29 protein-coding genes are annotated in these 26,219 nt (G+C 40.5%); 24 read left to right on the forward strand and 5 right to left on the reverse strand.

Features of this window, described 5'->3' with window-relative positions; genetic code table 11:
- Positions 1–24 precede the first annotated feature (24 nt).
- Together ACXAH9_RS08950 and ACXAH9_RS08955 are read right to left on the reverse strand one after the other, a co-directional pair.
- Positions 25–1,338, reverse strand: a complete 1,314-nt coding sequence (locus tag ACXAH9_RS08950; protein WP_474894519.1) for a cytochrome c3 family protein — start codon at positions 1,336–1,338, stop codon at positions 25–27.
- Positions 1,339–1,490: 152 nt separating this feature from the next.
- Positions 1,491–2,774 (reverse strand): serine hydrolase domain-containing protein, encoded by a 1,284-nt coding sequence (locus ACXAH9_RS08955; RefSeq protein WP_474894520.1) that lies wholly within the window; start codon positions 2,772–2,774, stop codon positions 1,491–1,493.
- A gap of 32 nt (positions 2,775–2,806) precedes the next feature.
- On the opposite strand from ACXAH9_RS08955, the gene serA reads away from it, so the two are divergent.
- From serA to ACXAH9_RS08975, 4 genes are all read left to right on the forward strand, one after another.
- Positions 2,807–4,699, forward strand: a complete 1,893-nt coding sequence (gene serA / locus ACXAH9_RS08960) for a phosphoglycerate dehydrogenase (RefSeq protein WP_474894521.1) — start codon at positions 2,807–2,809, stop codon at positions 4,697–4,699.
- A 75-nt stretch (positions 4,700–4,774) separates the two neighbouring features.
- The gene (locus ACXAH9_RS08965) at positions 4,775–5,161 is read left to right on the forward strand and encodes a monothiol bacilliredoxin BrxC family protein (protein WP_474894522.1); all 387 of its coding nucleotides are present in this window, start codon (positions 4,775–4,777) and stop codon (positions 5,159–5,161) included.
- A 59-nt stretch (positions 5,162–5,220) separates the two neighbouring features.
- Complete coding sequence (locus ACXAH9_RS08970) at positions 5,221–6,291, forward strand: aminotransferase class V-fold PLP-dependent enzyme (protein WP_474894523.1); 1,071 nt, start codon at positions 5,221–5,223, stop codon at positions 6,289–6,291.
- A 149-nt stretch (positions 6,292–6,440) separates the two neighbouring features.
- The gene (locus ACXAH9_RS08975) at positions 6,441–7,352 is read left to right on the forward strand and encodes a universal stress protein (RefSeq protein ID WP_474894524.1); all 912 of its coding nucleotides are present in this window, start codon (positions 6,441–6,443) and stop codon (positions 7,350–7,352) included.
- On the opposite strand, the gene ACXAH9_RS08980 is transcribed toward ACXAH9_RS08975, so the two are convergent.
- On the reverse strand, positions 7,349–7,798 hold the full coding sequence (locus ACXAH9_RS08980; RefSeq protein WP_474894525.1) for a MarR family winged helix-turn-helix transcriptional regulator: 450 nt from the start codon (positions 7,796–7,798) through the stop codon (positions 7,349–7,351). The genes ACXAH9_RS08975 and ACXAH9_RS08980 overlap by 4 nt on opposite strands.
- Before the next feature lie 135 nt (positions 7,799–7,933).
- On the opposite strand from ACXAH9_RS08980, the gene ACXAH9_RS08985 reads away from it, so the two are divergent.
- The 13 genes from ACXAH9_RS08985 to lepB all read left to right on the forward strand — a co-directional run bounded on the left by ACXAH9_RS08985 (position 7,934) and on the right by lepB (position 19,465).
- Positions 7,934–8,470, forward strand: a complete 537-nt coding sequence (locus tag ACXAH9_RS08985; RefSeq protein WP_474894526.1) for an RNA polymerase sigma factor — start codon at positions 7,934–7,936, stop codon at positions 8,468–8,470.
- Between the two features lie 35 nt (positions 8,471–8,505).
- Positions 8,506–8,931: a hypothetical protein gene (locus tag ACXAH9_RS08990; protein WP_474894527.1), complete on the forward strand. Its 426-nt coding sequence runs from the start codon at positions 8,506–8,508 to the stop codon at positions 8,929–8,931.
- A 3-nt stretch (positions 8,932–8,934) separates the two neighbouring features.
- Positions 8,935–9,411, forward strand: coding sequence for a hypothetical protein (locus tag ACXAH9_RS08995; RefSeq protein ID WP_474894528.1), 477 nt, complete (start codon positions 8,935–8,937; stop codon positions 9,409–9,411).
- 19 nt (positions 9,412–9,430) lie between these two features.
- Positions 9,431–10,531 carry a TorF family putative porin gene (locus ACXAH9_RS09000; protein ID WP_474894529.1) on the forward strand — a complete coding sequence of 367 codons (1,101 nt, stop codon included), beginning with the start codon at positions 9,431–9,433 and terminating at the stop codon, positions 10,529–10,531.
- Positions 10,532–10,596: 65 nt separating this feature from the next.
- A complete protein-coding gene (locus ACXAH9_RS09005) occupies positions 10,597–12,216 on the forward strand; it encodes a CTP synthase (RefSeq protein WP_474894530.1) in 1,620 nt (539 codons plus the stop codon).
- Between the two features lie 10 nt (positions 12,217–12,226).
- Positions 12,227–14,044, forward strand: coding sequence for a membrane protein insertase YidC (gene yidC, locus ACXAH9_RS09010; protein ID WP_474894531.1), 1,818 nt, complete (start codon positions 12,227–12,229; stop codon positions 14,042–14,044).
- Positions 14,045–14,149: 105 nt separating this feature from the next.
- Complete coding sequence (locus tag ACXAH9_RS09015; RefSeq protein ID WP_474894532.1) at positions 14,150–14,401, forward strand: DUF6364 family protein; 252 nt, start codon at positions 14,150–14,152, stop codon at positions 14,399–14,401.
- Complete coding sequence (locus ACXAH9_RS09020) at positions 14,398–14,820, forward strand: type II toxin-antitoxin system VapC family toxin (protein ID WP_474894533.1); 423 nt, start codon at positions 14,398–14,400, stop codon at positions 14,818–14,820. Before ACXAH9_RS09015 ends, ACXAH9_RS09020 begins: the two co-directional genes overlap by 4 nt.
- Positions 14,821–14,976: 156 nt before the next feature.
- Positions 14,977–15,753: a ParA family protein gene (locus ACXAH9_RS09025; RefSeq protein WP_474894534.1), complete on the forward strand. Its 777-nt coding sequence runs from the start codon at positions 14,977–14,979 to the stop codon at positions 15,751–15,753.
- A 7-nt stretch (positions 15,754–15,760) separates the two neighbouring features.
- Positions 15,761–16,654: a ParB/RepB/Spo0J family partition protein gene (locus ACXAH9_RS09030; protein WP_474894535.1), complete on the forward strand. Its 894-nt coding sequence runs from the start codon at positions 15,761–15,763 to the stop codon at positions 16,652–16,654.
- Between the two features lie 59 nt (positions 16,655–16,713).
- On the forward strand, positions 16,714–17,292 hold the full coding sequence (locus tag ACXAH9_RS09035; protein ID WP_474894536.1) for a DUF5683 domain-containing protein: 579 nt from the start codon (positions 16,714–16,716) through the stop codon (positions 17,290–17,292).
- 3 nt (positions 17,293–17,295) lie between these two features.
- On the forward strand, positions 17,296–18,006 hold the full coding sequence (gene dapB, locus ACXAH9_RS09040; protein WP_474894537.1) for a 4-hydroxy-tetrahydrodipicolinate reductase: 711 nt from the start codon (positions 17,296–17,298) through the stop codon (positions 18,004–18,006).
- A 4-nt stretch (positions 18,007–18,010) separates the two neighbouring features.
- Positions 18,011–19,465 (forward strand): signal peptidase I, encoded by a 1,455-nt coding sequence (gene lepB, locus ACXAH9_RS09045; protein WP_474894538.1) that lies wholly within the window; start codon positions 18,011–18,013, stop codon positions 19,463–19,465.
- Positions 19,466–19,605: 140 nt separating this feature from the next.
- On the opposite strand, the gene ACXAH9_RS09050 is transcribed toward lepB, so the two are convergent.
- Together ACXAH9_RS09050 and ung are read right to left on the reverse strand one after the other, a co-directional pair.
- Positions 19,606–21,072, reverse strand: coding sequence for a S41 family peptidase (locus tag ACXAH9_RS09050; RefSeq protein WP_474894539.1), 1,467 nt, complete (start codon positions 21,070–21,072; stop codon positions 19,606–19,608).
- 66 nt (positions 21,073–21,138) lie between these two features.
- Positions 21,139–21,801 (reverse strand): uracil-DNA glycosylase, encoded by a 663-nt coding sequence (gene ung, locus ACXAH9_RS09055; RefSeq protein WP_474894540.1) that lies wholly within the window; start codon positions 21,799–21,801, stop codon positions 21,139–21,141.
- 64 nt (positions 21,802–21,865) lie between these two features.
- On the opposite strand from ung, the gene apaG reads away from it, so the two are divergent.
- The 7 genes from apaG to ACXAH9_RS09090 all read left to right on the forward strand — a co-directional run bounded on the left by apaG (position 21,866) and on the right by ACXAH9_RS09090 (position 26,215).
- Positions 21,866–22,252, forward strand: coding sequence for a Co2+/Mg2+ efflux protein ApaG (gene apaG / locus ACXAH9_RS09060; protein WP_474894541.1), 387 nt, complete (start codon positions 21,866–21,868; stop codon positions 22,250–22,252).
- 3 nt (positions 22,253–22,255) lie between these two features.
- Positions 22,256–23,029: an O-methyltransferase gene (locus ACXAH9_RS09065; RefSeq protein WP_474894542.1), complete on the forward strand. Its 774-nt coding sequence runs from the start codon at positions 22,256–22,258 to the stop codon at positions 23,027–23,029.
- A 45-nt stretch (positions 23,030–23,074) separates the two neighbouring features.
- The gene (locus ACXAH9_RS09070; RefSeq protein ID WP_474894543.1) at positions 23,075–24,004 is read left to right on the forward strand and encodes a coiled-coil domain-containing protein; all 930 of its coding nucleotides are present in this window, start codon (positions 23,075–23,077) and stop codon (positions 24,002–24,004) included.
- A gap of 149 nt (positions 24,005–24,153) precedes the next feature.
- A complete protein-coding gene (gene rpsF / locus ACXAH9_RS09075; protein ID WP_424964163.1) occupies positions 24,154–24,516 on the forward strand; it encodes a 30S ribosomal protein S6 in 363 nt (120 codons plus the stop codon).
- Complete coding sequence (gene rpsR / locus ACXAH9_RS09080; RefSeq protein ID WP_349567461.1) at positions 24,513–24,764, forward strand: 30S ribosomal protein S18; 252 nt, start codon at positions 24,513–24,515, stop codon at positions 24,762–24,764. Before rpsF ends, rpsR begins: the two co-directional genes overlap by 4 nt.
- A gap of 8 nt (positions 24,765–24,772) precedes the next feature.
- On the forward strand, positions 24,773–25,216 hold the full coding sequence (gene rplI, locus ACXAH9_RS09085; RefSeq protein ID WP_474894544.1) for a 50S ribosomal protein L9: 444 nt from the start codon (positions 24,773–24,775) through the stop codon (positions 25,214–25,216).
- Positions 25,217–25,285: 69 nt separating this feature from the next.
- Entirely contained in the window at positions 25,286–26,215 is a 930-nt protein-coding gene (locus ACXAH9_RS09090; protein WP_474894545.1) for an endonuclease/exonuclease/phosphatase family protein, read from the forward strand.
- The last annotated feature ends 4 nt before the right edge of the window (positions 26,216–26,219 follow it).

A 26,219-nucleotide genomic window follows, 5' to 3' on the forward strand; every position in this document is an offset into this window, starting at 1 on the left:
TTTTAGATCAGCTGTTTTCGAATATTAATAGTGACACTTAGCACATTCCAGGCCTCCGATATCCTCCACTTTCATCGGCTCCTTACTCTGCTCTGAGTGGAGCTTCACAAGCTTGTCATAATATTCGTTTCCTTTCGTATTTACATCTGTTTCTCTGTGGCAATTGATACACCATCCCATGGTAAGATTTGAGTATTGATATACGACCTCCATTTCTTTGATTGGACCGTGACAGGTCTCACATTCAAGCTCAGCCACCTTCACGTGTTGAGAATGGTTGAAGTATGCCAAATCAGGTAAGTTGTGAACCCTCACCCATTCAATAGGCTTGGTATTTGTACCATACGTTTGTGTTTCAGGATCGTAATCGATCGCTGCATAGATTTTTGCAATTTCTTCAGAGATGCCATCTTCTCCTCCTACATTTTTGATCTGTGAGTGACAGTTCATACAAATGTTTGGTGATGGAATATTTGCGGATTTTGACTTTCTCACGCCTGTGTGGCAGTACTGACAATCTATCTCATACTGACCTGCGTGAAGTTCGTGTGAGAAAGCGATTGGTTGTGTAGGCTGATAGCCCTGCTGTACGCCTATGGTAAATGCCCCGTCAATTAAGGTCTTTAGTACAATGATGGTGAAAATGAACACCACCGTTCCAACAAATGAGTTGCTTTTCAGGTACGCTCCCAGGTCAAATTCCTGCTCAACAATATCTTTTTCTGCCTCATCCAGACCTTTAACTTCCTTCAGGTGTTTGGTCAGTGTTCTGACGGCTATTAACAAAGCAACAACTGCTAACGCCAGGACAACCACCAAAATAATGATGACAGCTATTAAGTAAGTGGAAGAGACAGCATCTCCATCCGTTTCTCCTGCAGCAGCAACTGCTACTTCTTCAACTGGAGGACCAGCATCTGTTTCAGCTTTTATATAGGCTAGCAACTCCATCACCTGATCGTCCGTAAAAGGATAAGCCGGCATGGCAGTTTTGTTGTACTCTTCCCAGAGAGCAACGGCCTGTTCATCGCCTGAAGCGATCATAGCTTGTGAATTCTTGATCCATGAGTTTAACCACTCAATGGAGCGTCGCTCGTAGACCGCATTCAAAGCAGGACCAATGCGCACCTCCCAAATCTGGTGACACTGAGTACAATTAGCTTTGAAGGTGGATTCTCCAGCAGCGATAACGCTTTCTTCGGTAGGAATTTCCTGAGCTTTTAGGCTTAGGGTAAAGAATACTCCAAGAGTTACACTTAAGAATATTCGGGTCAAATTCGGTGTTGTTTTAAACATGTATTCCGATGGCTTGAAATCAAACGGGTACAAAAGTAACATGGGGTTGCTTGTTTTTCAAAGGTGGGTTATAACCCCATTCCCACCTCGACTACCTGTCTTTCGTAAAGCAATGATAGTCAATATTTTAAGAATGAAAATTTTCCCAAAAACAACCTTATTTAGAATAATTTTAAATAACCAAAAAACATTGCTTATTTGAGATTTCCTACAGGTTCCGTATTTTTCCTGATACTGCCGTTCAAGTATTCATATATCATCTGATGTATCGTCGGTCTGACATTGAGATTGTATAGCGCTCGATAGGTCCTGGATGGGTACACACGATTGCATAGAAAAACAAAGATCACTTCATTTTCAGGATCTGCCCATGCGAGTGTACCGGTGTATCCTGTATGACCATAACTTCGGAAACTAGCATCTCTTGCTACACTGCTCCGAATTGAGTCATATTCTAATAAGGGTTTGTCAAAACCAAGCCCTCGTCTGTTGTCATTGTTGGGATATTGAGTTGTTGTGAAAAGCTGAATGGTGTTTGGCTTCAATAACTGAAGAGAGTCAGCCTTCCCATCATTGATAAACATCTGAAAAACTTTTGCCAGATCAGATGCATTGCTGAACAGTCCTGCATTTCCGGAAATTCCCTGCATCATAATAGCTCCTTCGTCGTGAACTTTTCCATGGATTGGTTCCATCCGAAAGAAAGTGTCCACCTCTGTTGGGACGATCTGGCTTAGCTTATACTTATCCAGTGGATTAAAAGTGAGAGTCTCTGCTCCCAGGGGCTCATAAAAGTTTGCCTTTAAATAGTCTTGGTAAGATGTATCGGTTAGTTTTTTTACAAGCTCTGGTATCAGATAGAAAAACAATCCAGAGTATCGATATTTCTTTTCCTTAGACACCTTACTCTTCCTGATCATCTTCTTGATTTTCGAATAGAAGTCGCTGTGCAGGTAAAGACTATCAGTTAATGGATACGAATAATCCTCATCAATTTCATTAGTCACAGTCTTATTTCTAAACCTCCCGTTTTTTCTACGGGCTTCCAGATGGTATGGTATCCATGGGTACAACCCTCCTTGATGAGCAAGCGCCTCCCTGAATGTCACTCGCCCTACTTTTCTTCCGATCTTGTCAATATAATCACCGATAGGGTCATCCAGCTTGATGTGACCATCTTCGTAAAGCTTCATCATGGCCAGGGTTCCCCCTACCACTTTGGTGATAGAAGCAATATCATAAATGTCATTTACTGCTACTGCACGAACAGAGTCATAGGTATGATGGCCGTAAGATTTCAGAAAAAAAATACTATCTCCCATACTGGCATAAACCACACAACCGGGAAAGGCCTCTGCATTGATTGCCTCATAAACAATACTATCAATGTTCTGGCGAAGCGAATCATAGTGCTGACCGTAAACGAAAACGATTGCAAAAAAGAAAACAGAGAATAACGTATGTCGGAGATTTTGCATGTTCTATTTTTGATGCTTAGCAAGTTTTACTGATGCAGCAAACTAAATATTTCATTATTGATTTCGACAGCACATTTACACAGGTGGAGGCACTTGATGTATTGGCTGAAATCGCACTCAAGGATAACGAAAATCAAGCGAAAGCTATCCAGGAAATCAAGGATATCACGGACCAGGGAATGGAGGGCGGCATGTCCTTTCGCGAATCGCTGAAAAGAAGGGTTGAAATATTACAGGCTAATAAAAAGCACCTTCCCGAATTGGTGGATCGTTTGAACTCTTTAGTATCTCCTTCATTCAAAAGAAATACTGAATTCATTGAGAAGTATAAAGAGCAGATTTTTATCGTCTCCAATGGCTTCAAGGACTTCATTGTACCTATCGTAAAAAAACATGGCATCAAGGAAGAACATGTATTTGCTAATGAGTTTGAATACGATGACAGTGAAAATATTGTGGGATTTAATGAAGATAACATACTCTCAAGTAACAACGGAAAACCAAGACAGATCGAAAACTTAAAATTGAATGGAGAAGTCTTTGTTTTGGGAGATGGATACACTGACTATGAAATTAAAAAAGCTGGACTAGCTCATAAGTTTTATGCCTTCACTGAGAATGTAAGGCGTGAGAAAATTTTGGATGAGGCGGATCATGAGGCGCCTTCGCTGGATGAATTCCTATTCACCCAAAAGCTGGAACGAGCCCACTCCTACCCTAAAAACCGAATTAAAGCACTGCTCCTTGAAAACATTCATGAAGATGCCATATATAAATTAAAGCAAGAAGGCTACCAGGTGGAGGTGCATCCTGCCGGTATGACAGAGGATGAGCTGGCTGAAGCCATAAAAGATGTGAGCGTTCTTGGAATTCGCTCAAAAACCCAAGTCACTGAAAAAGTATTAAAAAATGCGAAGCGATTGCTCTCTGTTGGAGCATTTTGTATTGGCACTAACCAGATAGACCTAAAAGCCGCATTACATAAAGGAGTGGCCGTATTCAACGCGCCATTCTCAAATACTCGTTCCGTGGTAGAACTAGCGCTGGCGGAGATCATCATGCTCATGCGAAACCTACCCGATAAAATAATGCAGATGCATCAGGGTAAATGGAATAAATCGGCAAGCGGAAGTTTTGAAATCAGAGGGAAAACTCTTGGCATTATAGGATATGGCAAAATAGGGTCACAACTCTCTGTACTTGCCGAGTCCGTGGGTATGAATGTACAATACTTTGACATTGAGGAAAAACTCGCCCTTGGTAATGCAAATCCATGCCCTACCCTCGAGCATCTACTTCAAAGCTCAGATATAATAAGTGTGCATGTAGATGGTAGAGAGGAAAATAAATGGATGATTGGACCAAAGGAATTTGAGCTAATGAAAGATGGTGTTGTATTTGTTAACCTCAGTAGAGGTCATATTGTAGATATTGAGGCACTCACGAAAAACATTGAAAGAGGAAAGATTCATGGTGCGAGTCTAGACGTCTTCCCCGAAGAACCTCTGAGCAATGATCACCCATTCGAATCACCACTCATGGGTTTAAGAAACACCATTTTAACCCCTCATGTGGGGGGAAGTACGCTTGAAGCTCAGGAAAATATCGCGGATTTTGTACCATCCAAAATCATCGAATACATCAACACCGGATCTACCACCAACAGTGTCAACTTTCCTAATATTACTTTACCAACATTGAGTCAGGCACATCGATTTATCCATATTCATAGGAACGAACCGGGAATTCTTGCTGATATAAACAATATTTTGGCAAAACATGGCATTAATATTGGGGGACAATACCTAAAAACCAATGATACAATCGGTTATGTTATTACGGATATAGATAAGAACTATCAAGAAGACGTAATAAAAGACCTGAAATTGGTTCAAGGCACCATAAGATTCAGAGTTTTATATTAAGTTTAAAGCAAATTTTAGTTAAAACCACCCAACCAAAAGAGCTTATTTTAACGTTTATAAGCTAAATTGTAGAGAATGAGTTATCCGCTTAATTGGAAATCGCTAAACACAAGGGACGAATTCAACCGCTTGGTAGAGGATTCGAGAGAAAAACCTGCGCTTATTTTTAAGCATCGACCTTCTTCGCCAGAGAGTACTCAGGCACTTGAAAAACTGGAGAAAGAATGGACAATCTCACCAGAAAACCTTGACTTATATATGTTGGACGTCATGAAAGATAAGGACGTCAATGAAGCTGTGACTGAAATGGCGGGGGTAATCAATGAATATCCGCAAGTTTTGCTTTTCGCTGATGGAGTTACGATGTATGATGAGTCCAGAGAAATGATCAATGTCAAGAAAATTCGTCTGGCTTTGAAAATTATTAACAGGACCTTTAAGTGGATGGAGACTCGAGTCTGATTGGAACCCTTTTTATCATTTAGAAATTATATTGCTCTTTAAATAAAAGAGCTTTTTTTATGTCCAACAAAATCTACTTCACTCCAGGGCCTTCTCAGCTTTTCTACACCTTCGAGGAGCATCTGAAAAGGGCTTTATTTCAGGATATTCCTTCCATTTCCCATCGCAGCAACACTATTATTAAAGTCATAGAAGAAACTAATGAAGCACTGCGTGAATTACTAGAGCTACCTGATGGATACAATATCTATTTTCTCAATTCAGCCAATGAAGCCTGGGACCGAATAATCCAAAACCTGGTTGAACATAGCTCGCATCATTTTGTAAATGGAGCTTTCAGTAAGAAATTTTACGATTTCGCTCTTGAACATAGCAAGAAAAGTACATGTACAGAAGTTGGGGATGGTAAATCATTCGATAACTGGAGTGTACCAAATGAAGCTGAACTAATCGGTATAACAAAGAATGAGACCAGTGTGGGCTATAGTTTCGCTGAGGATGAAATTGCATCCATCAGAGAAAATAACCCTGACAAACTCGTTGCACTGGACATTGTGAGCGCATCTCCCTCCCTACAGGTTAACTTCTCTAATGTAGACACTGCATACTTCTCTGTTCAAAAAGCATTTGGACTTCCGCCGGGTTTGGGCGTTTGGATTGTAAATGAAAAGTGTCATGAGATAGCTTCAAAAAGATCTCAATCAGCTTCACTTGGTTCGTATCGCACATTACCTAACCTCAAAAAGTTTGGTGATAAAAATCAAACTCCAGAAACACCAAACATGCTCTTTATCTATCTCCTTGGGAAGATTGCACAGGACATGATTCAGGCAGGCACCCAGCGATTACGAAACGACACTACTTATAAAGCAGCCATTCTAAACCAGGCGATTGAAGAGCACCCCCATCTATCCCACTTTGTGCAGAGTAAGGAACATCGATCTAAAACTACCATTGTCGCTGCAACTGACCGTGCTCTTCAGTTCATCAATCACTTCGAAAAAAAAGGCATTATCCTGGGAACAGGGTATGGTAAGCACAAGGAAAAGCACATACGAATTGCCAACTTCCCCACACATTCCAAAGAATCCGTTGAAATGATTTGTGATTTAATGAAGGAAATGGAATAATATTTCGTTTGATTGAAACTTTTTACTTCATTCCGAGTATTATTCTTAAACATGATATTTTTTATAAAATATATTTTGATTTAAAGATTTAAATCATGGTCAAAATAATATTGAACCATACCTTTGCATTAAAATAAACACCCAAAACGTTGATCGCGCCACTTAAAAAATTAATCGTCTGCCTTGACCATACTGATATGGATCAAGAGCTCATTAAAAATGCCTGCAGCATTAGCAAAATTGCCGGCACTAATCAGATCACCTTTTTAAATGTGATTCGTGAATTCAATATGCCTGAGGCTGTGTTAAAGGAGTTTCCTCATTTAATGGACAAGGCACTAGATGAAAGAAAAGAGGAAATAAAGGGTTTAATTGAAAAACACTTCAAATGTGATGTGCCAACCAAAATCATGGTGCGTCAGGGCGGTGAAACAAAAGAAATCTTAAAGGCCGCTGATGAAATCAAATCTGATTTAATCATTCTTGGTAAGAAAAAGGTGAGCGACTCTGTACTTAGTACCAGGGTGGCTAGACGGTCTCCATGCAACATGCTTATCATTCCTCAGGGATCAGAACTAAAATTTGATAAGATTTTCATTCCTGTAGATTTTTCAGACTACTCTTCACTTTCATTGAAACGTACTTTGATGTTTACTGAGAAGTTGAAATCAAAAATCTACCTTCAGAACGTTTATCAGGTTCCTTCAAGCTATCGTTATTCTGGCAAAACTTATCAGGAATTTTCAGAGATCATGAAGGGTCATGCTAGTAAAGATCTAGAAGTGCTGATCAAAAAAGTGAAAAAGTATACTCAGGAATTAATCCCTGTTTGTTCTTTAGATAAAGACGGCAAGATCGTAGACCTGGTAATTAAAGAGGCGAAAAAGAAGAATGTAGATCTTATCGTAATGGGTGCTAAAGGAAGAACAACCACCTCTGCCCTATTCATTGGTAGTAAGGCTGAACGAATGATCCGGATGAACGACTCCATTCCTTTGATGATTATTCGAAAGAAAGGAGCGATTGCAGGAATTCTGGAAACACTTAAGGATTTGAACTAACTCCTTAATTTATCTAATAAGGTATTGAGGGTAGCGGCTTCTTTTTTAGAAAGCTTGTTATTAGCATTTTCCCATTCATCCATCTTCACATCCATTTCTTTCAGCACTTCCAGACCTGCTTCAGATATATAAACATCTACAGCGCGACGGTCATTCTTGCATTGACTTCTCCTTACTAATCCTTTTTGTTCCAGTTTGTCTACTATTCTGGATGCGTTTGAGCTTTTGTCAAGCATTCTTTCAATCAACAAATTGACCGTAGCTGGCTTTGGGTGCTGTCCTCTTAAAATTCTCAAAACATTAAACTGAGGTGTAGTGAGTCCATTTGACTTGAAAAGTTGAAGGTGCTGCTGCTGCAACCATGCACTGGAAAAAATGATATTGATAATTGCTTTAGCGAACTCGCTCTTAAAGGTCTCCTGCTTAATATCTTCTGCTATTCCCATAAAATCAAATTAAATACAATTACATTAAATGTAACAACATTTTAAATAACAAGTTGCGAATACAAATAATTTCATTGCGAATTTAAACCTTCGATTAACTTTATTATCTAAGTTGGTAAACCCACCTGAAACACTTTGGAAGAACAGATCATAGCAAAGATCCGGGAAGAGGAAACCCGTAATTACGGATTCAACCTTTTGGTGCGAGAGTATCAGGAGAGGGTCTATTGGCATGTGAGGAAAATGGTGATTGATCACGATGATGCAGATGATCTCGTTCAGGAAATTTTTGTGAAAGTCTGGAAGAATCTCGGCAAGTTCAGGGAAGACTCAAAGCTTTATACGTGGATCTATCGTATTGCGACAAATGAATGTCTAAACTTTCTGAAACGAAAGAAAAGGCGCTTCTTCATGCCAATTCATGATCTGGAAGGAGAACTAACTGAAAAGCTAACAAGTAGTGTTGAACCTAGTGGTGATGAGGTACAAATGAAGCTACAAAAGGCCCTTTTGAAACTGCCAGATAAACAACGAATGGTGTTTAACATGAAGTACTTTGATGATATGAAGTTCTCAGATATTGCAGAAATTACAGGAACCTCTGTCGGTGCGCTCAAAGCCAATTATCATCATGCCGTGAAAAAAATTGAAAATTTTATCAATGAGGATTAAACCTTAAGTAAGGAAAGACATCTAAGGAATACGTAATGAAATATAAACTAGACGATATAGACAAAAAAGAGGCATTTAAAGTGCCAGAAGGCTATTTTGAGGATTTACCGATGAGAATTCAAAAGCGTGTTGATTCTGAAAAGTCAGCGGTAAACCCACTGTTTATGCCTAAATGGGGGTTGGCCCTGGCAGCATCCATCGCCTTGATTGTCACTTTTGTTTTTGTATTCAATAACAATAGGCCATCTCCCGAAGATATGCTTGCTGATATCTCACAAGATGAGCTAGTTGCTTATCTGGAACAGATGGAGCTTGATGAATATGAAATTGCCAGTGCGTTTGATGAAGACATGGAAATTTTTGAGACTGAAGACACCAATGTACTGGATGGCATAGACCTTGGTGAGGATGCAATTGATGATGTGCTGTTGGAATATGATTTAGAAGATGAATACTTATAAGATATGAAACGAATGATATTTATAGTTACAATGGTTGCCTTCTTTGGAGGGTTCTCCCAAAGTCCGGAGGCCCTGAAAAAGATTGAGGCGGCCAAGATTGCCTTGATCACTGAGCGCCTGGAATTAACCCCGGCGCAGGCAGAGAAATTTTGGCCGATTTATCGTGAATTCGGCAAACAGCGCCAGGACATCCGACGTGATTTTGATCAGGCAAGAAGAAATTTCGACCCGAACAAAGCATCTGAAGAAGAAAATAAGAAGATGCTGGAGATGGCAAACCAGGTAAAGGAGCGCCAGCTAAAACTGGAGCGTGAGTACTCACAAAGAATTCTTAAAGTCATATCAACCCGCCAGTTCAACAACTTAAGAAAAGCGGAAAATGACTTCAAAGAAATGCTGCTGAGAAGAATTCGCGCAGAACAGATGAAAAGGCAGAAGCAACGAAGGAATGACGGAAGATTAAACGACCGACGCAACTAAACCCAACCTACCCTACCTGATGCGTCGAACAGTCACCATAGCGGTGCTGCTCATCATTGCTTCTCCCTCATTTTCGCAGGATTCATTGAGTTACGCTGAGCAGCTAAAGGCCATTGAAGAAGAGATGGACTCTTTATCCATCTTTAATCTTATCGATAGCCTATTTACTTTGGATTTAGCGCCATCCAGCGAATTGAATATTCGATTTGGCTACACAACCAATGTGACAAGCGCAGGCCGTGATTATAATATCAGTCAATCCGGAATCTCACCCGGCATATCCTATTATCACAAATCAGGATTCTACGGAGATTTAGCTGGCTACTGGAATAGCGGCGTAGATCCCAACTATAACCCCACCATTTTATCGGTGGGCTATCTGGGATCATTCCAAAATCCTAAATTGAGTTATTCTCTTGATGCTGAAAAATGGTTTTACAACCCCAAGGATTCCTCAGAAAATCCGCTTACGTACTCCGTTGGAGGTTCACTTAGCTATGATTTCAAGTGGGGCTTTGCATCGGTTGACTATTCTTTCCTTTTTGGAGAAGAGACTGCCAACAGAATTATCACAAACATATCAGGCAATATCGATTTAGGTAAATGGTGGATCTTTAAAAGCATCACGCTTTACCCAACTGTTAATATGATGATAGGCAATAGCGACATCACGCAATTAAGAATAAGTAATCGTCAGATCAGTGATCAAAACGCAGCACGCATTCAACGATTAACAACATTTGCAAACTTGACTGATGAACAGAAAAAATATGTGGGTATTATGATCGTCAGAGCCTATAGAAATGGAACAATAACAGAGGAGGTTCGAAATCAACTATTGGCAGACTTGAGGTTTTCCTCGGATCTTTCTTCGCAGGACCAGCAAGCACTTCAACAAATTGTAAATGAAGGATATGAAGTTACTGAATACATAGATGCTAATAAATTCGGCATACTAAACTATTCATTCACACTTCCACTCTCCCTTTCCACAGATCGTTGGTATTTCATGTTGAGTTATACATACAGTATCCCTGTGCAACTGCCGGGAGAGTTTATAGAAGTGGATCCCATCGGATATTTTGGGGCATCAATTTCTTATCGCATTCCCTTCAAATAATCAGCGCCAGTAAGGAATAAAAAACTACCTTTGCGTCCCGTAACAAGAAATAGGAAACGCTCTTCATGTCTAAAACGAAATACATCTTTGTTACGGGCGGTGTAACATCATCCCTCGGAAAAGGAATTATAGCTGCTTCTCTCGGCAAACTACTGCAAGCCAGGGGATTATCCGTAACCATTCAAAAATTTGACCCTTATATCAATATTGATCCGGGGACACTCAATCCGTACGAGCATGGAGAATGCTATGTGACCAATGATGGGGCAGAAACAGATTTGGACCTGGGACATTACGAGCGATTTCTAAGCATTGAAACTTCTCAGGCCAACAATGTTACTACCGGTCGTATTTATTACAACGTCATTCAAAAAGAACGTCAGGGTGAATTTCTAGGTAAAACCGTCCAGGTAATCCCACACATTACCGACGAGATAAAAAACAACATCTATAAACTGGGAGAAACCGGGAAATACGATGTGGTCATCACGGAGATTGGTGGATGTGTAGGTGATATCGAGTCGCTCCCATTCATTGAAGCCGTTAGACAAGCAAAATTTGAACTTGGCTCAAGCAATAGTATTTCTATTCACCTGACATTGATCCCATACCTGAAGGCTTCAGGTGAATTGAAAACCAAACCAACACAGCATTCTGTAAAGGAGTTGCTGGAGGCTGGAATTCAGCCAGATATTCTTGTTTGCCGATCTGAGTATCCTATTACTCAAGAAATCAGGAAGAAATTAGCATTGTTCTGCAATGTGCCAATCAATTCGGTAATCGAGGCGCTGGATGCTCCTACTATCTACGATGTGCCGATCTTGATGCGCAAGGAAAAACTGGACGAGCGAGTGCTCACTAAGTTCAAGATGCCATACAAAAAAGAGCCAAAGATTGATAAATGGAAAGAATTCCTTGGGCGACTTAAGAATCCGACCGATTCGGTAAACATTGGGTTAGTTGGGAAATATGTAGAACTTCAGGATGCCTACAAGTCAATTGTGGAATCCTTTGTTCATGCAGGTGCAGCAAATGAGTGCAAAGTAAACCTAAAGTGGATCCACGCAGAAGAGTTGGACGGGGACAATGTAGAGAAAGAACTTAGCGGGTTGGATGGAATTTTAGTTGCTCCCGGATTTGGTGAGCGAGGCATAGAAGGTAAGATTTATGCAGTACAATACGCACGGGAAAACAAGGTACCGTTTTTCGGTATTTGCCTGGGTATGCAATGCGCAGTGATCGAGTTTGCCAGAAATGTGCTCGGTAAGAAAAAAGCCAATAGCACTGAGATGACAAAGACCTCCTACCCTGTCATTGATCTGATGGAAAGTCAGAAAAACATTAAAGATATGGGTGGAACCATGAGACTTGGGGCTTATGTTTGTGAGCTCAAAAAAGGAAGCAAGGCATATGCTGCCTATGGATCCAAAAGAATCATGGAACGTCACCGTCACAGATACGAGTTTAACAATAAGTATTTAGAGGACTATGAAAACGGTGGAATGACAGCAACGGGGATCAATCCGGAAACGAACCTTGTAGAAATCATGGAAATCAAAGATCATCCGTGGTTTGTTGGCACGCAATATCATCCGGAGCTAAAATCTACCGTAATGGATCCACATCCTCTTTTTGTAAAATTTATTAAAGCATCTCTTGACCTCAAGAAGAGTCAGGAGGCATAATTCTAACTAAATGGATAGAAATCAATTTACAGGACTAATCCTAATGTTCGCTCTATTGGCGGTTTATTTTACATGGTTTGCGCCAGACCCTGCTCCTACTGAGGAATTAACCACGCAGGAAGAGCCAGTTGAGGAAACAATAACTGAAGCTGCCCCAACAGACACTACTACAATACTTCCGTCCGTACCTGATTCAGTTCAAGCCTCATTAATCAATCAGCAATATGGAGCTTTTGCTTTTGCTACAGGTAAGGAAGAAGCTTATAAAACCATCGAAAATGATGAGATCGTTGTGACTTTCACCAGCTTTGGTGGAAGAATTAAAGAGGTTGTGCTTAAAAACCATAAAGATTACATGGGCAATCCATTGGTTTTGATGGATGGATCCAAGTCTAAGGCAGACATGATTGTCGATCACAATGGAAAAACAATCAACCTCTCCGAGCTGACCTTTGTGCCAACGGTTAAAAACTTTGGTGACACCACACAGATTTCATACGTACTGACAAATGGAACCTTTTCCCTTATCCAGAAATATTTGCTACCTCCAACTGGCTTCCAGCTAGCATATAGTATTGAAAGTAAGAATCTGAATACAGTATTGAATCCAACGGATGTAAAATACAACTGGAATCATGCGATCAACCGTGCGGAAGAGAATCTAGAGGATGGACGCTATAACAGCAACGTTCGCTACCTGTTGGCTGATGGTGACTATGATGAGCTGGCCGAACGATCTACTGAGTTTGAAGATGAAACATTGGGAAGTCAGGTAAAGTGGGTTTCTTTCAAGCAAAAATTCTTTACCGCAGCTATTATTGCTAATTCTGCATTCAGATCCGGTTATGTTAGTCAGACGGTAGATTTTGGTGATACTACTTCAGTAAAAAACCTATCCATGCAGATGCTGATCCCATACTCTGATTTCGCAAACAATTTCAAGGCCAGATACTTCTTTGGCCCGAACAATTACAGAGTACTTAAAAAAGTAGCACCGGATTTTGAAGAGAACCTGGACATGGGCTGGGGTCCACTGCCATTGGTTAATAAATATCTAATCATCCCCATTTTCCACTTCCTGGAGCGATTCTTCTCCAACTACGGAATCATCATTCTATTAGTAGTAATTGTCATACGAATCATTCTGGCTCCTCTTACCTGGAAGTCGCATATGTCCATGGCTAAGATGCGAGCAATGAAACCGGAGCTGGATGAAATCAAAGCCAAGCATGATGGCGACATGCAGAAAGCTCAGCAGGAGCAAATGAAGCTCTATCAACAGGTAGGCATCAACCCGGTGAGCGGGTGTATTCCCATGTTGCTTCAGATGCCTATTTTATTCTCTTTGTTTTTCTTCTTCCCGAATGCGGTGGAGCTAAGACAGCAGGCTTTCTTGTGGGCGCATGACTTGTCTACTTATGACAGTGTCTTGAATTTACCTTTTGAAATTCCATTCTATGGTGATCACGTTAGTTTATTCACATTACTGATGACACTCTCCACAATTCTTTACACCTGGAGTAATAGCCAGATCACCACCGTGCAGGGACCTATGAAAACGCTTCAATACATGATGCCCATCATGTTCCTATTCGTTTTGAATAGCTACGCATCCGGATTGACCTTTTATTACTTTGTTTCCAACATGGTGACCTTCGGTCAGACTGTCTTATTCCGTAAGGTTATTGATGAGGATAAGATTCACCGTGTGCTGCAAGAGAACAAGAAAAAGAATTCCAATAAGAAGAAATCTAAATTTCAGCAAAGACTAGAGGATGCGATGAAGGCAAGCCAGGAAGCACAGAAGAATAAGAAAAAGAAAAAATAATAGTGTTAATAAACACACTAAAAAACCTTGGTTCTACGTAAATGAATCAGGGTTTTTCTTTTTTTACGTAAACTTATTTTATTTTTGACGTATAAACTTTTTAGGATGGATGCTAAGGTTACTTTGAGTTTTGATCAAAAAGCAATTGAATCTGCAAAGAGATTTGCTGAAAGGCATAACATTAGTCTGTCCAGACTTACCCAGTTTCTTTATAGCCAGCTTGATTCTGATACTTACAAATCTTTAGAAGAATTACCCGTTGCAGACTGGGTTCACCAAGTTGCAGAAGGTGAGATTGAATACAAGAAACCCACCAAATCGGTAAAAAAATCCTTTTACGAAAGTCGTAAAAAGTGAAGGTTTTTCTAGATGCAAACATTCTTGTAGCCACACTGAATAAAGAATACCCTGTCTTCACTTATTCTTCTCGGGTTTTGAGTTTAGCCAAATCAAGCAAATTTGACCTTTATACATCTAGCTTGTGCCTTGCAATTGCATTTTACTTCTCTTCAAAAAAAAGTGGAACGCAAGCTGCCAGGAAGAAAATAGCTCTCCTAAAAGAGATGATCAACTTGGCCGTCATTACTGAAAGTGCGGTGAGTAAAGCGATTGATAATTCAAAAATCAATGATCTGGAAGACGGTTTTCAATACTATGCAGCAATAGAGTCAGGCTGCTCATGCATCGTGACGGAAGACCTTAGTGACTTTTACTTCTCAGAAATGGAAGTCTTAGATTGTAGATCATTCCTCAATCATCATGTGTTTGAAAGATAGATTGTTGATAAACGCACTAAAAACCTTGGCTCTATTTAATTAAATCAAGGTTTTTCTTTTTTACACAAGTTATTCACAACATGATTATCTTGAGAGTAGGTTGGATATATTTGTGTTCTTTACACTACCTAACATCACATCAGAAACTAAATTTATATGGGTAAGATCATTTCTATAGCAAATCAAAAAGGAGGAGTTGGCAAAACCACATCAGCCATTAACCTGGCTGCAAGCCTTGCCGCTCTTGAGTTCAAAACCCTGATTGTGGATGCGGATCCACAGGCGAACGCTACATCTGGTGTTGGGGTAGATCCTAAAGGCGTAGAAGTGAGTATCTATGAATGCATGGTTGACGGAGCAAGTGCGAAAGAGAGCATTGTCGAAACGCAGATCAAATTTCTTGATCTCCTACCCTCTCACATTGATTTAGTGGGTGCTGAGGTAGAGATGGTGAACATCGAGGAGCGTGAAGAGAAGATGAAGCAGGCCTTAGCAGAGGTAAGAGATGAATATGATTTCATCATTATTGATTGCTCTCCTTCCCTGGGATTGATCACGATTAATGCACTTACTGCTTCAGATTCAGTCATTGTACCAGTTCAGTGTGAATACTTTGCATTAGAAGGACTGGGTAAATTGCTAAATACGATCAAAATCATTCAAACAAGGCTCAACCCTGATCTGGAAATTGAGGGAATTCTACTGACCATGTATGATGTGAGATTAAACCTTGCTAATCAGGTAGTGGAAGAGGTCAAGATGCATTTTGAGTCGCTTGTATTCAGTACCATGATTCCTAGAAACATCAAGCTTAGTGAATCCCCGGGATTCGGTATGCCAGCCATCACGCACGATGCTGATAGCAAAGGATCCATCAGCTACCTAAATCTGGCCAAAGAAATTTTGCAAAGAAACGAAGTAAAAGCAGCCTGAAGAGAACATGGCAGAGAGTAAATTCAAGAAAAGATCCGGACTGGGACGAGGACTAGGTGCCCTTCTGGAAGATTCGGGAGAGAAGGAAAAAATCAGTGGATCTGGAGCTACTCCAAAAGGAGCCATCAGCGAAATTGAAATCTCGAAGATAGAGACCAATCCATGGCAGCCCCGATCAGATTTTGATGAGGACGCATTAAATGATCTGGCTGAATCAATTAAGGTACAGGGCATCATTCAGCCCATCACTGTACGTGCACTCAGTGAAAAAGAATTCCAGCTCATCTCCGGTGAGCGTAGACTTCAGGCCAGCAAAAAAGCTGGTTTAGAGACCATTCCTGCCTACATTCGTCTGGCAGATGACCAGCAAATGCTGGAAATGGCACTAATTGAAAACATTCAGCGTGAAAACCTGAATGCCATTGAAATAGCGTTGAGCTATCAAAGACTCTTGGCAGAGTGTGACTTAAAGCAGGAAGAGCTGGGTGATCGTGTTGGTAAAAACCGAAGCACGGTCACCAACTACCTACGATTGCTCAAGCTTCCACCTGACATCCAGGTAGCTTTGCGTGATGGGAAGCTTAGCATGGGCCATGCCCGCGCTTTGATCTCCATTGATGATGTATCTCTACAGTTGGATATCTTCAAACAGATTGTGAAAAACGATCTATCTGTTCGAAAGGTAGAAGAACTGGTAAGAGCCAAAGGCAAGAAAGAGGAAAAACCCTCAAAAGAGGAAACAAAAGTAGATCCGGAGCTTAAGAAGCTACAGAGTAAGCTCTCAACTCATTTTGGATCAAAAATCGCTATCAAATCAAACGGAAAGGATAAAGGTGAGATCAAGATACCTTACACCTCTACCGAAGATTTGAACAGGATTCTGGAGATTTTGGACATTTAAGGAAAAATCATCCGTTTTATTCAGGTTTAGGCGCGAACTTTGTGAAGCAATCGCCCATGATGAAAAGACTATTATTTGTTTTTGCATTCACCTACTTCGCTTTGTCTGCTGTATCACAGGATAAACCTATCCTGATAGATGACTCTACATTCGTAAAAGCGAATGAAGATGCAGATCTTTTCGAAGAGGTTTCCAGCCTGGATCCTCAGCGGGCAGCTCTACTATCAGCTATTTTTCCAGGAGGCGGCCAGATTTACAATAAACAATACTGGAAGGTACCCATCGTATGGGCAGGTGTGCTCACTTTTGCCCACTTCATCAATTACAACAACAATGTCTACCATGGCCTAAGAAATGCAGCTCTCCTGACCGCTAGCGGACAAACCAATCCATACGCATCCATCATTCAAAGCGAAACTGCTTTGGTGAGAAACCGTGATGTATTTCGAAGAAACCGAGACATGCTCATCATAACAGGTACCGTTTTTTACATCTTACAAATTGTAGATGCGCACGTATCTGCTCACCTGGAAGAATTTAAGGTCAATGATAAACTTGCTTTGGGTATAGAGCCTTCTATTCAACCAACTCCATTATTTTCGCAGGCTGTAGGAGTTTCATTTGTATTGAAATTTTAGCCAATGAACATTGCATTGATCGGGTATGGAAAAATGGGGAAAGCCATCGAGCAAATTGCTCTGAAAGCAGATCATTCCATTTCCTGCATAGTTCATTCTTCAGATAATCTACCCTTGTTGGCACAGTCTGATGTTGATGTAGCCATTGAATTCACCCAGCCAGAATCGGCATTTGAAAACCTCTCTTTTTGCATCAATAACAGCATCCCTGTTATATCCGGAACAACCGGATGGATTGACCGACTTCAGGAAATCGAACGCTTATGCAAGGAGAAAGACGGAACATTTCTTTACGCCTCCAATTTCAGTATTGGAGTAAATCTTTTCTTTGAGCTCAACAATTGGCTTGCTGATAAAATGGCTCAGCTTGACTTCACTCCTGCTATGAAGGAGGTTCATCATACGGAAAAGAAAGATAGTCCAAGTGGTACAGCCATCACTCTGGCTGAGGGGATCATCACCTCTCACCCATCTATTGAAGGCTGGATAAATGAAGAATCTGCCGACAGTAAAAAATTAGGAATAGTTTCTGAGCGAACACCCAACGTTCCCGGTACGCATACCGTAAGCTATTCGTCTCCTTTAGAATCAATTGACATCACTCACACAGCTCATGATCGAAGCGTTTTTGCAGAAGGTGTTGTGAAAGTGGCTGAGTGGATTCATCAGAAAAAGGGAGTTTTCACCATGTCTGACTTTATAAACGATAACTAACAATATGTACTTTCATGATTTTAATCCTGTTTTTGTCATTACGTTCCTGATTTTATGGTACGTATTGCAGGGCACAGCTTATTACAAGTTTTTTGAAAAAGCAGGCAAGGAAGGCTGGAAAGGATTTGTTCCTTTTTGGAATTATTACATCCATCTTGAACTAGTAGGTCGACCTAAATGGTGGGTACTCCTGCTGTTTGTGCCGGTAATCAACTTTTTTGTTGGTCTCACCATGCACCTGGATTTAATGAAGTCATTTGGAAAATATACCTATCTGGATCAGGTGCTTGGAGTAGTTTTCGCTCCTATTTATATGAATTACATCGCGTGGACTGACACAACCTATTTGGGTAAAGCCACTGAGATGCCGAAACCAAAAAAATCCTTCGGTAAGGAATGGTTTGAAGCGATCGTATTCGCTGTTTTTTGTGCCACTTTCGTGCGATGGATTTTCATGGAAGCGTATGTGATCCCTACAGGGTCGATGGAGCGCTCGTTGTTAGTGGGTGATTTTCTATTCGTAAGTAAAGCAGAGTATGGTCCTAGAACTCCACAAACACCTCTACAGGTACCACTGACTCACCAAACGATCTGGGGAACAGAAATTCCTTCATATGTTCCTGGTGTCTCTTTGCCAAGCCTGAGATTACCCTCTTTAGGTAAAGTAGAAAGAAATGATGTGGTGGTTTTCAACTATCCTGTGAACGATCACTATAATCAGCGTAAAAGTGGCGAGTATCATCCTATGGACCTGAAAACGCATTATATCAAAAGGTGCGTTGCAATAGCAGGTGAAACCATCGAAATAAAAGCTACTCAGGTGTATATAAACGGTGAGGAGCAGGAAAACCCACCATTGATGCAGCACGAATACTTCGTCCGAACAAATGAATCCATTCGAGAGCGCGTTTTTGAAAACTTTAATATCAATCCATACAATAGTGTGACTCGGTATCCGGAGGGTTATTCTGTTTTAATGCCATCTTCTGTTGCTGAGGAATTCGAAAAATTGTCATTTGTAGAGAGCGTAACGCTTCAACTAATTCCTGAAGATCGGTCAGAACAAAACATATTCCCGGATGCAAGATACTTCCCATGGAATCGGGATTTTTTCGGACCATTGACAGTGCCCGCAAGAGGGATGACCATTGAGGTAAATGAAGAGAACCTGGCGATGTATGGATCTACCATCTCAAATTATGAGGGACACGAGTCGGTTGAGATCGACATTGATGTATTAATAATCAATGGAGAAGAAGTGAGCGAATACACCTTCCTGAAAGATTACTATTTCATGATGGGAGACAATCGTCACGCATCCGATGATTCTCGGTATTGGGGATTTGTACCGGAAGACAATATTGTTGGTGAGGCATCATTTATCTGGATGTCATGGGATACCAATGGCAGTTTCTTTAACAAGGTAAGATGGAGTCGTCTGTTCGACGGAATAGAATAGTCAGGATATCCAATGGACTAAATAGAAAAGTCCAATAAAGAATCCAAAGCCAAGAGCTAAGAATACAAACAAAGCAAGGCACCCCGGAAGGAGTGCCTTTTTTTCGTTATCTGACTTATAGAAATGTTCTAAGTGGTGACTCATTCATTAAGTATCATTGATTGGATGACATTCGGAACACTTTCATCATCAAGTAATATTGTTTCTGTTCGTTTGGATGCAACCCTGATAGCTTCCAAACCAGAGTCGCGAGGACGTTCTACTCTGGCCACCCCTGTAATTACTCCTAAAGCTTCTGCCAGCAGCGGTTCTGTTGGATCGCCGAGCGGCTTCAGGTCTTCTAAGAAGTCAAGCTCGTTCACTTCAATGTTTGGGTCAAACCCATCAATGTAATCTGTAAATCCGGCTGAATTAGCTAGCTGGCTTATGATTGGTTGAATGGCATACTTATGGTCAGGATCTAAGGATCCAGACTTTAAATAGTCATCAGAATCATATAAGGTAACTGAGCCAACATTCTTTCCTACTGTTGTAGTGCCTATAAGTGTTACATCCATATAAGGCAGCAAGCCAGCAATAATAAACTCAGATGCTGAAGCACTACTACCACTGGTTAGAATAAAAATACGATTCAAATTCAATCGATTCATCGCCAATGTGGACGTCTGCTCCCCTTCAGAGTCAAAAACTGGAATGGATGTCAAAAAGGACAAGTCTGAATTGAACTCAGCAAGCTTGTCATTATAAATGATTGATCCAAGTATATCATTAGAGGAAGCATTACCATAAAGCATTGAAGCTAATATTCTTGAGGTCAACAAAGACCCCCCTCCATTGTATCTAAGATCCAAAACAACATCAGAAATACCCTCAGTATTAAAGGTCCCGAATACGCTGTTTAATTCTTCATGGTAGGAATTATTATTGATGAATTGGTTATACATCAGGTATCCCACCTTCACTCCCTCCACCTCTAGCACTTCGGATAGTAGAATTGGGTTTTCTGAAAGCTCCACTGCTGTTAAAGCTACCTCCTGATCCGTTTGGGAGATTGTATTATCCTGAAGAGTTGCAAGGGTCAATGTGTAACTGGTACTTTGAAAAAGTGTAGAGATATAGTTATTTACGGTAAGTGCTGTACCATTAACATGCGTGAAAAGATCCCCTCGTTTCAAACCGGCATTTGCCGCAGGTCCTCCAGGAACTACATATTTCACGTAGGCCAACAAATCATCACTTCCACTTGCCAAACGAACCAGACCAAGTTCATATCCATATGATTTAGATACTCCTTGGAAAGAGGCTTCTAATTCTTCGTAATTATCAACAATCCATGAAAACCGATCATCTTGATAAAGCAGATCATCAAAGAGAGCTTCAGGTGTGTTGTATGAATTAAGAAAAGTATTTAAGGATAGGTCATTCTTGGAATCAGAAAGATTAGGAACATCTGATTGCCAATAATAAAAGACATTCATTGCGGACCAAACAAACTCGTTCACCTCATTTTCTAATGGTTCACTAAAGTCTAAACCGTCATCACTTCCACATCCACTTAGCCAGAAGGAACTAATGGCCAATATCAATACTAATTTTATTACTTTCATATTCATAAATATCACTCAAGAACGGAACAACACCGAATGTTTCTTCACTTAATATTTAACGTAAAATTACCAACTTATTGGTCTAAGACCCTTAGATGACAGGTATTGGTTGGTCTTAGAAAAGTGTTTACACCCAAAAAATCCAGAATGGGCCGAAAATGGGGATGGGTGGGGTGCTTTCAAAATTAAATGTTTATCTCCATTAACCAGCGCACCTTTCTTTTGTGCATAAGCTCCCCATAAAAGAAACACCACATTGTTCTTCTCTTCAGACACTACTCGAAGCACCTCGTCAGTAAACTGTTCCCATCCTTTATTTTGATGAGAGCCTGCTTTTCTTGCCTCTACCGTCAATGTAGCATTAAGCAATAGAACGCCTTGATCAGCCCACCTTTCCAAATTGCCGGATTCTGGAATAGGTTGTTCAAGATCATTCTGAATTTCCTTAAAAATATTCTGAAGCGACGGAGGATGTCTCACTCTATCAGCCACAGAAAAGCAAAGACCGTTGGCCTGACCAGGTCCATGGTAGGGATCCTGACCAACTATAACCACCTTAATATCCTCAAAAGGACAATGATCAAAGGCATTAAATATCAATGAACCCGGAGGATAGATTTGCTTCGAACAATACTCTTTTTTCACAAATGAAACAAGGTTCTGGAAATATTCTTTCGTAAATTCAGATTCCAGTCGCTCTTTCCAGCTCTTCTCAATTTTTACATCCATAAAATTTTCTTCGTGCTGTTCTTGGTAAATTAAATTCAAATTCTATTAAATTGTCAGCCAAGATATGATCACTGGAGTAACTAAAGGCATAAAAGTTTCGGTAGAAACCAACTACCAGCCGGAGCACTCGCAACCGGCCAATGATCACTTTGTGTTTACTTACAGGATCACAATCGAAAACAACTCTTCCAATACGGTACAACTCAAAGCTAGACATTGGGATATTCTTGATGCCGCACATCCTAAACATGAGGTTGATGGTGAAGGCGTAGTTGGGAAGCAGCCTGTATTAGAACCTGGAGAAATCCATCAGTATGTGTCTGGCTGTAACCTTCGATCAGGTATTGGTAAAATGAAAGGATATTACATTATGGAGCGAATCGTAGATGGTCGCCTATTCAATGTAGAAATCCCTGAATTTTTGATGGTAGTTCCTTTCAAACTCAACTAAGATTTGAAACCCAACATTTTGTTCAGGCTTCAAAACTATTTGAAGTATCAATTCAATGCAGTTGGGCCACATGCACTGCACTCTCCTTTTCTCTTTGACTTATACAATCAGGTAATCAAGCCTGCAAGAAAGTTTCGTCTGGACAATGTTGAAAAGTTGAGGAAGGAACTAAAATCAAACCATGAAATCATCGACCTGTTTGACCTGAAAACAAAAACTGCCTACAAAAAAACAATTAGCTCCATTGCTAAAACCTCATTAAGCACCCCTCAGTTTTCTTCTTTCCTGTTCAAGCTCATTGAATGGATGAAAATAGAACGGGCAATGGAAACTGGGACATCCCTTGGAATAAATACGCTCTACATGGCAGGGCCAGAAAAAGTAAATCGAGTAGTCACGATTGAGGCCTCCCCTATTATCTCATCCATTGCACAGAAGCAATTCTCCAAACTGCTGCAGCACAAAATCGAAATCAAACAAGGAGTAGTGCAAGATGTATTAGATCCTCAACTCATCAAAGAACAACCAGAATTATGTTTCATTGATGCAGATCATCGATCGGATGCAGTGCTTTTTTGTGTTGAATCAATAATGGCTCATAGCCAAAACATCAAATGCATCGTCATTCATGACATTTATTGGTCTGCAGATATGCAGAAAGCCTGGAGACAGATTGTATCAGACACTCGATTCAACCTCACTGTTGACCTCTTTCAGGCAGGTCTTATTTTTACGAAAATTGAAATGCCTAAGCAGCATTTTATATTACGTTTTTAAAGCGGGTGCATTTTCCTACTTTTGCCCCCGTAATTCAACTTAAGAATGGAAAACAATAAATCAGCAGAACAACCTGACTACATGAAGCCAAAGAAGAACCGGACGCCAATTTTTATTGTCGTTACATTCTTACTCTTGGTAGCGATAGTGTTCTTTTATTATCAAAATCAGCAGCTTGAGGATGAGCGAGCCAGGCAGCAAAAAGAAATTTCAGACACGTATTTAAAGCTGGACTCTGTTGCTAACGAACTCGATATTCGCATTCAAACCATTAAGGAGTTGGGTGGAGAAATTGATACCCTGGAGGCATTGAAAGCTCAATTGGAAGCTGACAAAAAACAACTACTGGTAGATGCTGAATACCAAAGAGGAAGAATCACTAGGCTTAACAACCGTGTAGATGGTTATAAAGAGCTACTACTGATTAAAGACGAGGAGATCAAACAGCTTAAGGTACTGAACGAACAATTAGCTGAGGAAAACACAACCCTGAAAGTTGAAAAGAATGAATTAAATCAAACACTACAAGAACTGGAGAAGAATAAGGAAGAACTGGCTAGTAAGGTGGCTTATGCATCTCGTCTTCAGATCGAGGGCATGATTATCAACGCCATTAACGATCGCGGTAAAGAACGCGATGGTGGGGAGTATAGAAATCGTCATATTGAGCAACTAAAGATTCAATTCACGGTAGTGGAAAATGAAATCGCACCGATTGAGGGCAAAGAGCTTTTACTACGTGTAATAGCGCCTGATGGGAATGTCCTTTTTGACGTAACAAGAGGATCAGGATCCTTCACATTCGAGAACAGAGAGATGTTTTATACGGCTAAGCAAGAGATTCTATATGATCGAAACAGCCAGCTGGTAACATTTCTTTATACCAAAGGCAGTGATTATGCTATAGGTCAGCATAAAGTTGAGGTATATACCGATGACTACCTGATGGGTAAGGGCAGCTTTATGGTGAAGTAATCTAGTCTACAGTCAATAGGCTTTTAGTCAATAGTCCAATTACTAGAATTGGTTTGATTGAAAGTTTGAATAACTCACTTGTCTGTTACTCAAGATTGCTTAATTTTGCAGCTCATTTTTAAAATATTAGTTCTTAACTTATTTACAACATGATGAAGAATTACGAGACGGTATTCATTTTGACTCCCGTTTTGTCTGAAGCTCAGATGAAGGATACTGTCGGAAAATTCAAGAAAGTTCTAACTGATAACGGCGCAGAGCTTGTTAACGAAGAGAACTGGGGATTGCGCAAGCTTGCCTACCCTATTCAGCATAAAACCACCGGGTTTTACCAGCTGTTTGAATTCCGAGCAGAACCTGAACTAATTGCTAAGCTAGAGACAGAATACAGGAGAGACGAAGCAGTGATGAGATTTCTCACCACTACACTAGACAAGCACGCTGTTATTTATAACGAGCGAAGAAAGAAAGGCGAATTCAATAAGAAGAAAGAAAAGGAGGCAGCCAAATGACATTACAAAACGAACCAATAAACAGAGAGCAGAAAAAGGAAAAGTACTGCCGATTCAAGAAGAATGGCATTAAGTACATCGATTATAAAGATCCTGACTTCTTGCTAAAGTTTGTAAACGAGCAAGGCAAGATCCTTCCTCGAAGAATTACTGGTACCAGTTTAAAGTATCAGAGAAAGGTAGCCCAGGCGATCAAACGATCAAGACACCTGGCGTTGATGCCATATGTTGGAGATTCCCTTAAATAAGTACTGACATGGAAGTAATACTAAGAGAAGATATACAAGGACTAGGCTATAAAAACGATACCGTTGAAGTAAAGCCTGGCTATGGCAGAAACTACCTGATCCCGAGAGGCATGGCGATTATTGCAAGCTCTTCTAACAAGAAGATGATCGAGGAAAATATTCGTCAGGCAGCTCACAAGGCTGAAAAAGCTAAAAAGGATGCTGAGGAAATAGCAAATAAGATTGGAGATGTCACTTTGGAAATCAAAACCAAAGCTGGAGAGAAAGGAAAAATCTTTGGAGCCATTACTCCTCTTCAAGTATCAGAAGCTTTGGCGGCTAAAGGACACGAGGTAGACAGAAAAAGAATTTCTTTTGAGCAAAAGATCAAGGAATTAGGTGAATACACAGCCACCCTTGACCTGCACAAAGAAGTACACCACCCGGTAACAATCAAGGTGGTAGCGGAATAAGCATTTTAATTCTTAGATATAGAAGCCCTGGGTCGTGAGATTCAGGGTTTTTTTATTGAATTTTACCATATGAAAATTACGTATATCTTGATCTCTCTGGTGCTATTATCAGCATGTGGCAAAAGTGATGATACACCTCCAATCACTCCGATTGAAGAGGAAGAAGAACCAATTGAATACGTCATCACTTGCACGGATGAATCTTTTAGCTCTATGCCTGTACAGTGTACACCGGAACTACTAGCAGAAAACCTTGATGTGGTGACATGGAACATTGAAAACTTTCCCATGCAATCAAACACGGTGGAATTGGTGGCCGATATCATTCTTAACCTTGATGCGGATATCTACGCCATCCAGGAAATAGATGACATGGATGCTTTCACCGCACTCACTAATTCCCTTGATGGCTATGAAGGAATTGCATATGATGTACGAGGTGGGATCGAACTGGGATATATTTATAAATCAAGTGAAATCACAAGTTTTGGCTCACCAATCGAGTTGTTTGACGGTCAAACAAGTCCATTCCCCAGAGAACCTGTTGAAGTGGACATTACCCATGCAAATGGGCTATCAGTCAAACTCATTAATATTCACCTCAAATGTTGTGATGGATCGGAAGATCGAAGAACAGATGCCAGTGAAAAACTGAAGGCCTACATAGACAACAATTATCCGAACGAGGAAGTGATCATACTTGGTGATTGGAATGAAGATTTTGATACTGGTTCTTCATTCTCCAATTTCCTGAAGGATATCGACAATTACATATTTGCTGATTATCCTATTTATGATGGCTCTGGAGTTGACTACAGCTATCCGTGTACTGGAGCTTCCTATTGCCCCAGCCACATCGATCACATCCTGATTACCGACGAACTGTGCGATAACCTGACTACAACAAATACTGTGAGACTGGACGATTGTGTTTCAAATTACCTAACTCAGGTTTCGGATCACCGACCAATTATGATTAGTCTCAAAGCTGATGATTAACACT

It is taken from the genome of Ekhidna sp. ABH4_415 (assembly GCF_056161305.1).

Excerpts from the sequence above, each read along its gene's own strand:
- ACXAH9_RS08950 (WP_474894519.1), bottom strand. The coding sequence starts at position 1,338 with ATGTTACTTTTGTACCCGTTTGATTTCAAGCCATCGGAATACATGTTT.
- ACXAH9_RS08955 (WP_474894520.1), bottom strand. The coding sequence starts at position 2,774 with ATGCAAAATCTCCGACATACGTTATTCTCTGTTTTCTTTTTTGCAATC.
- serA (WP_474894521.1), top strand. The coding sequence starts at position 2,807 with ATGCAGCAAACTAAATATTTCATTATTGATTTCGACAGCACATTTACA.
- ACXAH9_RS08965 (WP_474894522.1), top strand. The coding sequence starts at position 4,775 with ATGAGTTATCCGCTTAATTGGAAATCGCTAAACACAAGGGACGAATTC.
- ACXAH9_RS08970 (WP_474894523.1), top strand. The coding sequence starts at position 5,221 with ATGTCCAACAAAATCTACTTCACTCCAGGGCCTTCTCAGCTTTTCTAC.
- ACXAH9_RS08980 (WP_474894525.1), bottom strand. The coding sequence starts at position 7,798 with ATGGGAATAGCAGAAGATATTAAGCAGGAGACCTTTAAGAGCGAGTTC.
- ACXAH9_RS08990 (WP_474894527.1), top strand. The coding sequence starts at position 8,506 with ATGAAATATAAACTAGACGATATAGACAAAAAAGAGGCATTTAAAGTG.
- ACXAH9_RS08995 (WP_474894528.1), top strand. The coding sequence starts at position 8,935 with ATGAAACGAATGATATTTATAGTTACAATGGTTGCCTTCTTTGGAGGG.
- ACXAH9_RS09000 (WP_474894529.1), top strand. The coding sequence starts at position 9,431 with ATGCGTCGAACAGTCACCATAGCGGTGCTGCTCATCATTGCTTCTCCC.
- ACXAH9_RS09005 (WP_474894530.1), top strand. The coding sequence starts at position 10,597 with ATGTCTAAAACGAAATACATCTTTGTTACGGGCGGTGTAACATCATCC.
- yidC (WP_474894531.1), top strand. The coding sequence starts at position 12,227 with ATGGATAGAAATCAATTTACAGGACTAATCCTAATGTTCGCTCTATTG.
- ACXAH9_RS09015 (WP_474894532.1), top strand. The coding sequence starts at position 14,150 with ATGGATGCTAAGGTTACTTTGAGTTTTGATCAAAAAGCAATTGAATCT.
- ACXAH9_RS09025 (WP_474894534.1), top strand. The coding sequence starts at position 14,977 with ATGGGTAAGATCATTTCTATAGCAAATCAAAAAGGAGGAGTTGGCAAA.
- ACXAH9_RS09030 (WP_474894535.1), top strand. The coding sequence starts at position 15,761 with ATGGCAGAGAGTAAATTCAAGAAAAGATCCGGACTGGGACGAGGACTA.
- ACXAH9_RS09035 (WP_474894536.1), top strand. The coding sequence starts at position 16,714 with ATGAAAAGACTATTATTTGTTTTTGCATTCACCTACTTCGCTTTGTCT.
- dapB (WP_474894537.1), top strand. The coding sequence starts at position 17,296 with ATGAACATTGCATTGATCGGGTATGGAAAAATGGGGAAAGCCATCGAG.
- lepB (WP_474894538.1), top strand. The coding sequence starts at position 18,011 with ATGTACTTTCATGATTTTAATCCTGTTTTTGTCATTACGTTCCTGATT.
- ACXAH9_RS09050 (WP_474894539.1), bottom strand. The coding sequence starts at position 21,072 with ATGAAAGTAATAAAATTAGTATTGATATTGGCCATTAGTTCCTTCTGG.
- ung (WP_474894540.1), bottom strand. The coding sequence starts at position 21,801 with ATGGATGTAAAAATTGAGAAGAGCTGGAAAGAGCGACTGGAATCTGAA.
- apaG (WP_474894541.1), top strand. The coding sequence starts at position 21,866 with ATGATCACTGGAGTAACTAAAGGCATAAAAGTTTCGGTAGAAACCAAC.
- ACXAH9_RS09070 (WP_474894543.1), top strand. The coding sequence starts at position 23,075 with ATGGAAAACAATAAATCAGCAGAACAACCTGACTACATGAAGCCAAAG.
- rpsF (WP_424964163.1), top strand. The coding sequence starts at position 24,154 with ATGATGAAGAATTACGAGACGGTATTCATTTTGACTCCCGTTTTGTCT.
- rpsR (WP_349567461.1), top strand. The coding sequence starts at position 24,513 with ATGACATTACAAAACGAACCAATAAACAGAGAGCAGAAAAAGGAAAAG.
- rplI (WP_474894544.1), top strand. The coding sequence starts at position 24,773 with ATGGAAGTAATACTAAGAGAAGATATACAAGGACTAGGCTATAAAAAC.
- ACXAH9_RS09090 (WP_474894545.1), top strand. The coding sequence starts at position 25,286 with ATGAAAATTACGTATATCTTGATCTCTCTGGTGCTATTATCAGCATGT.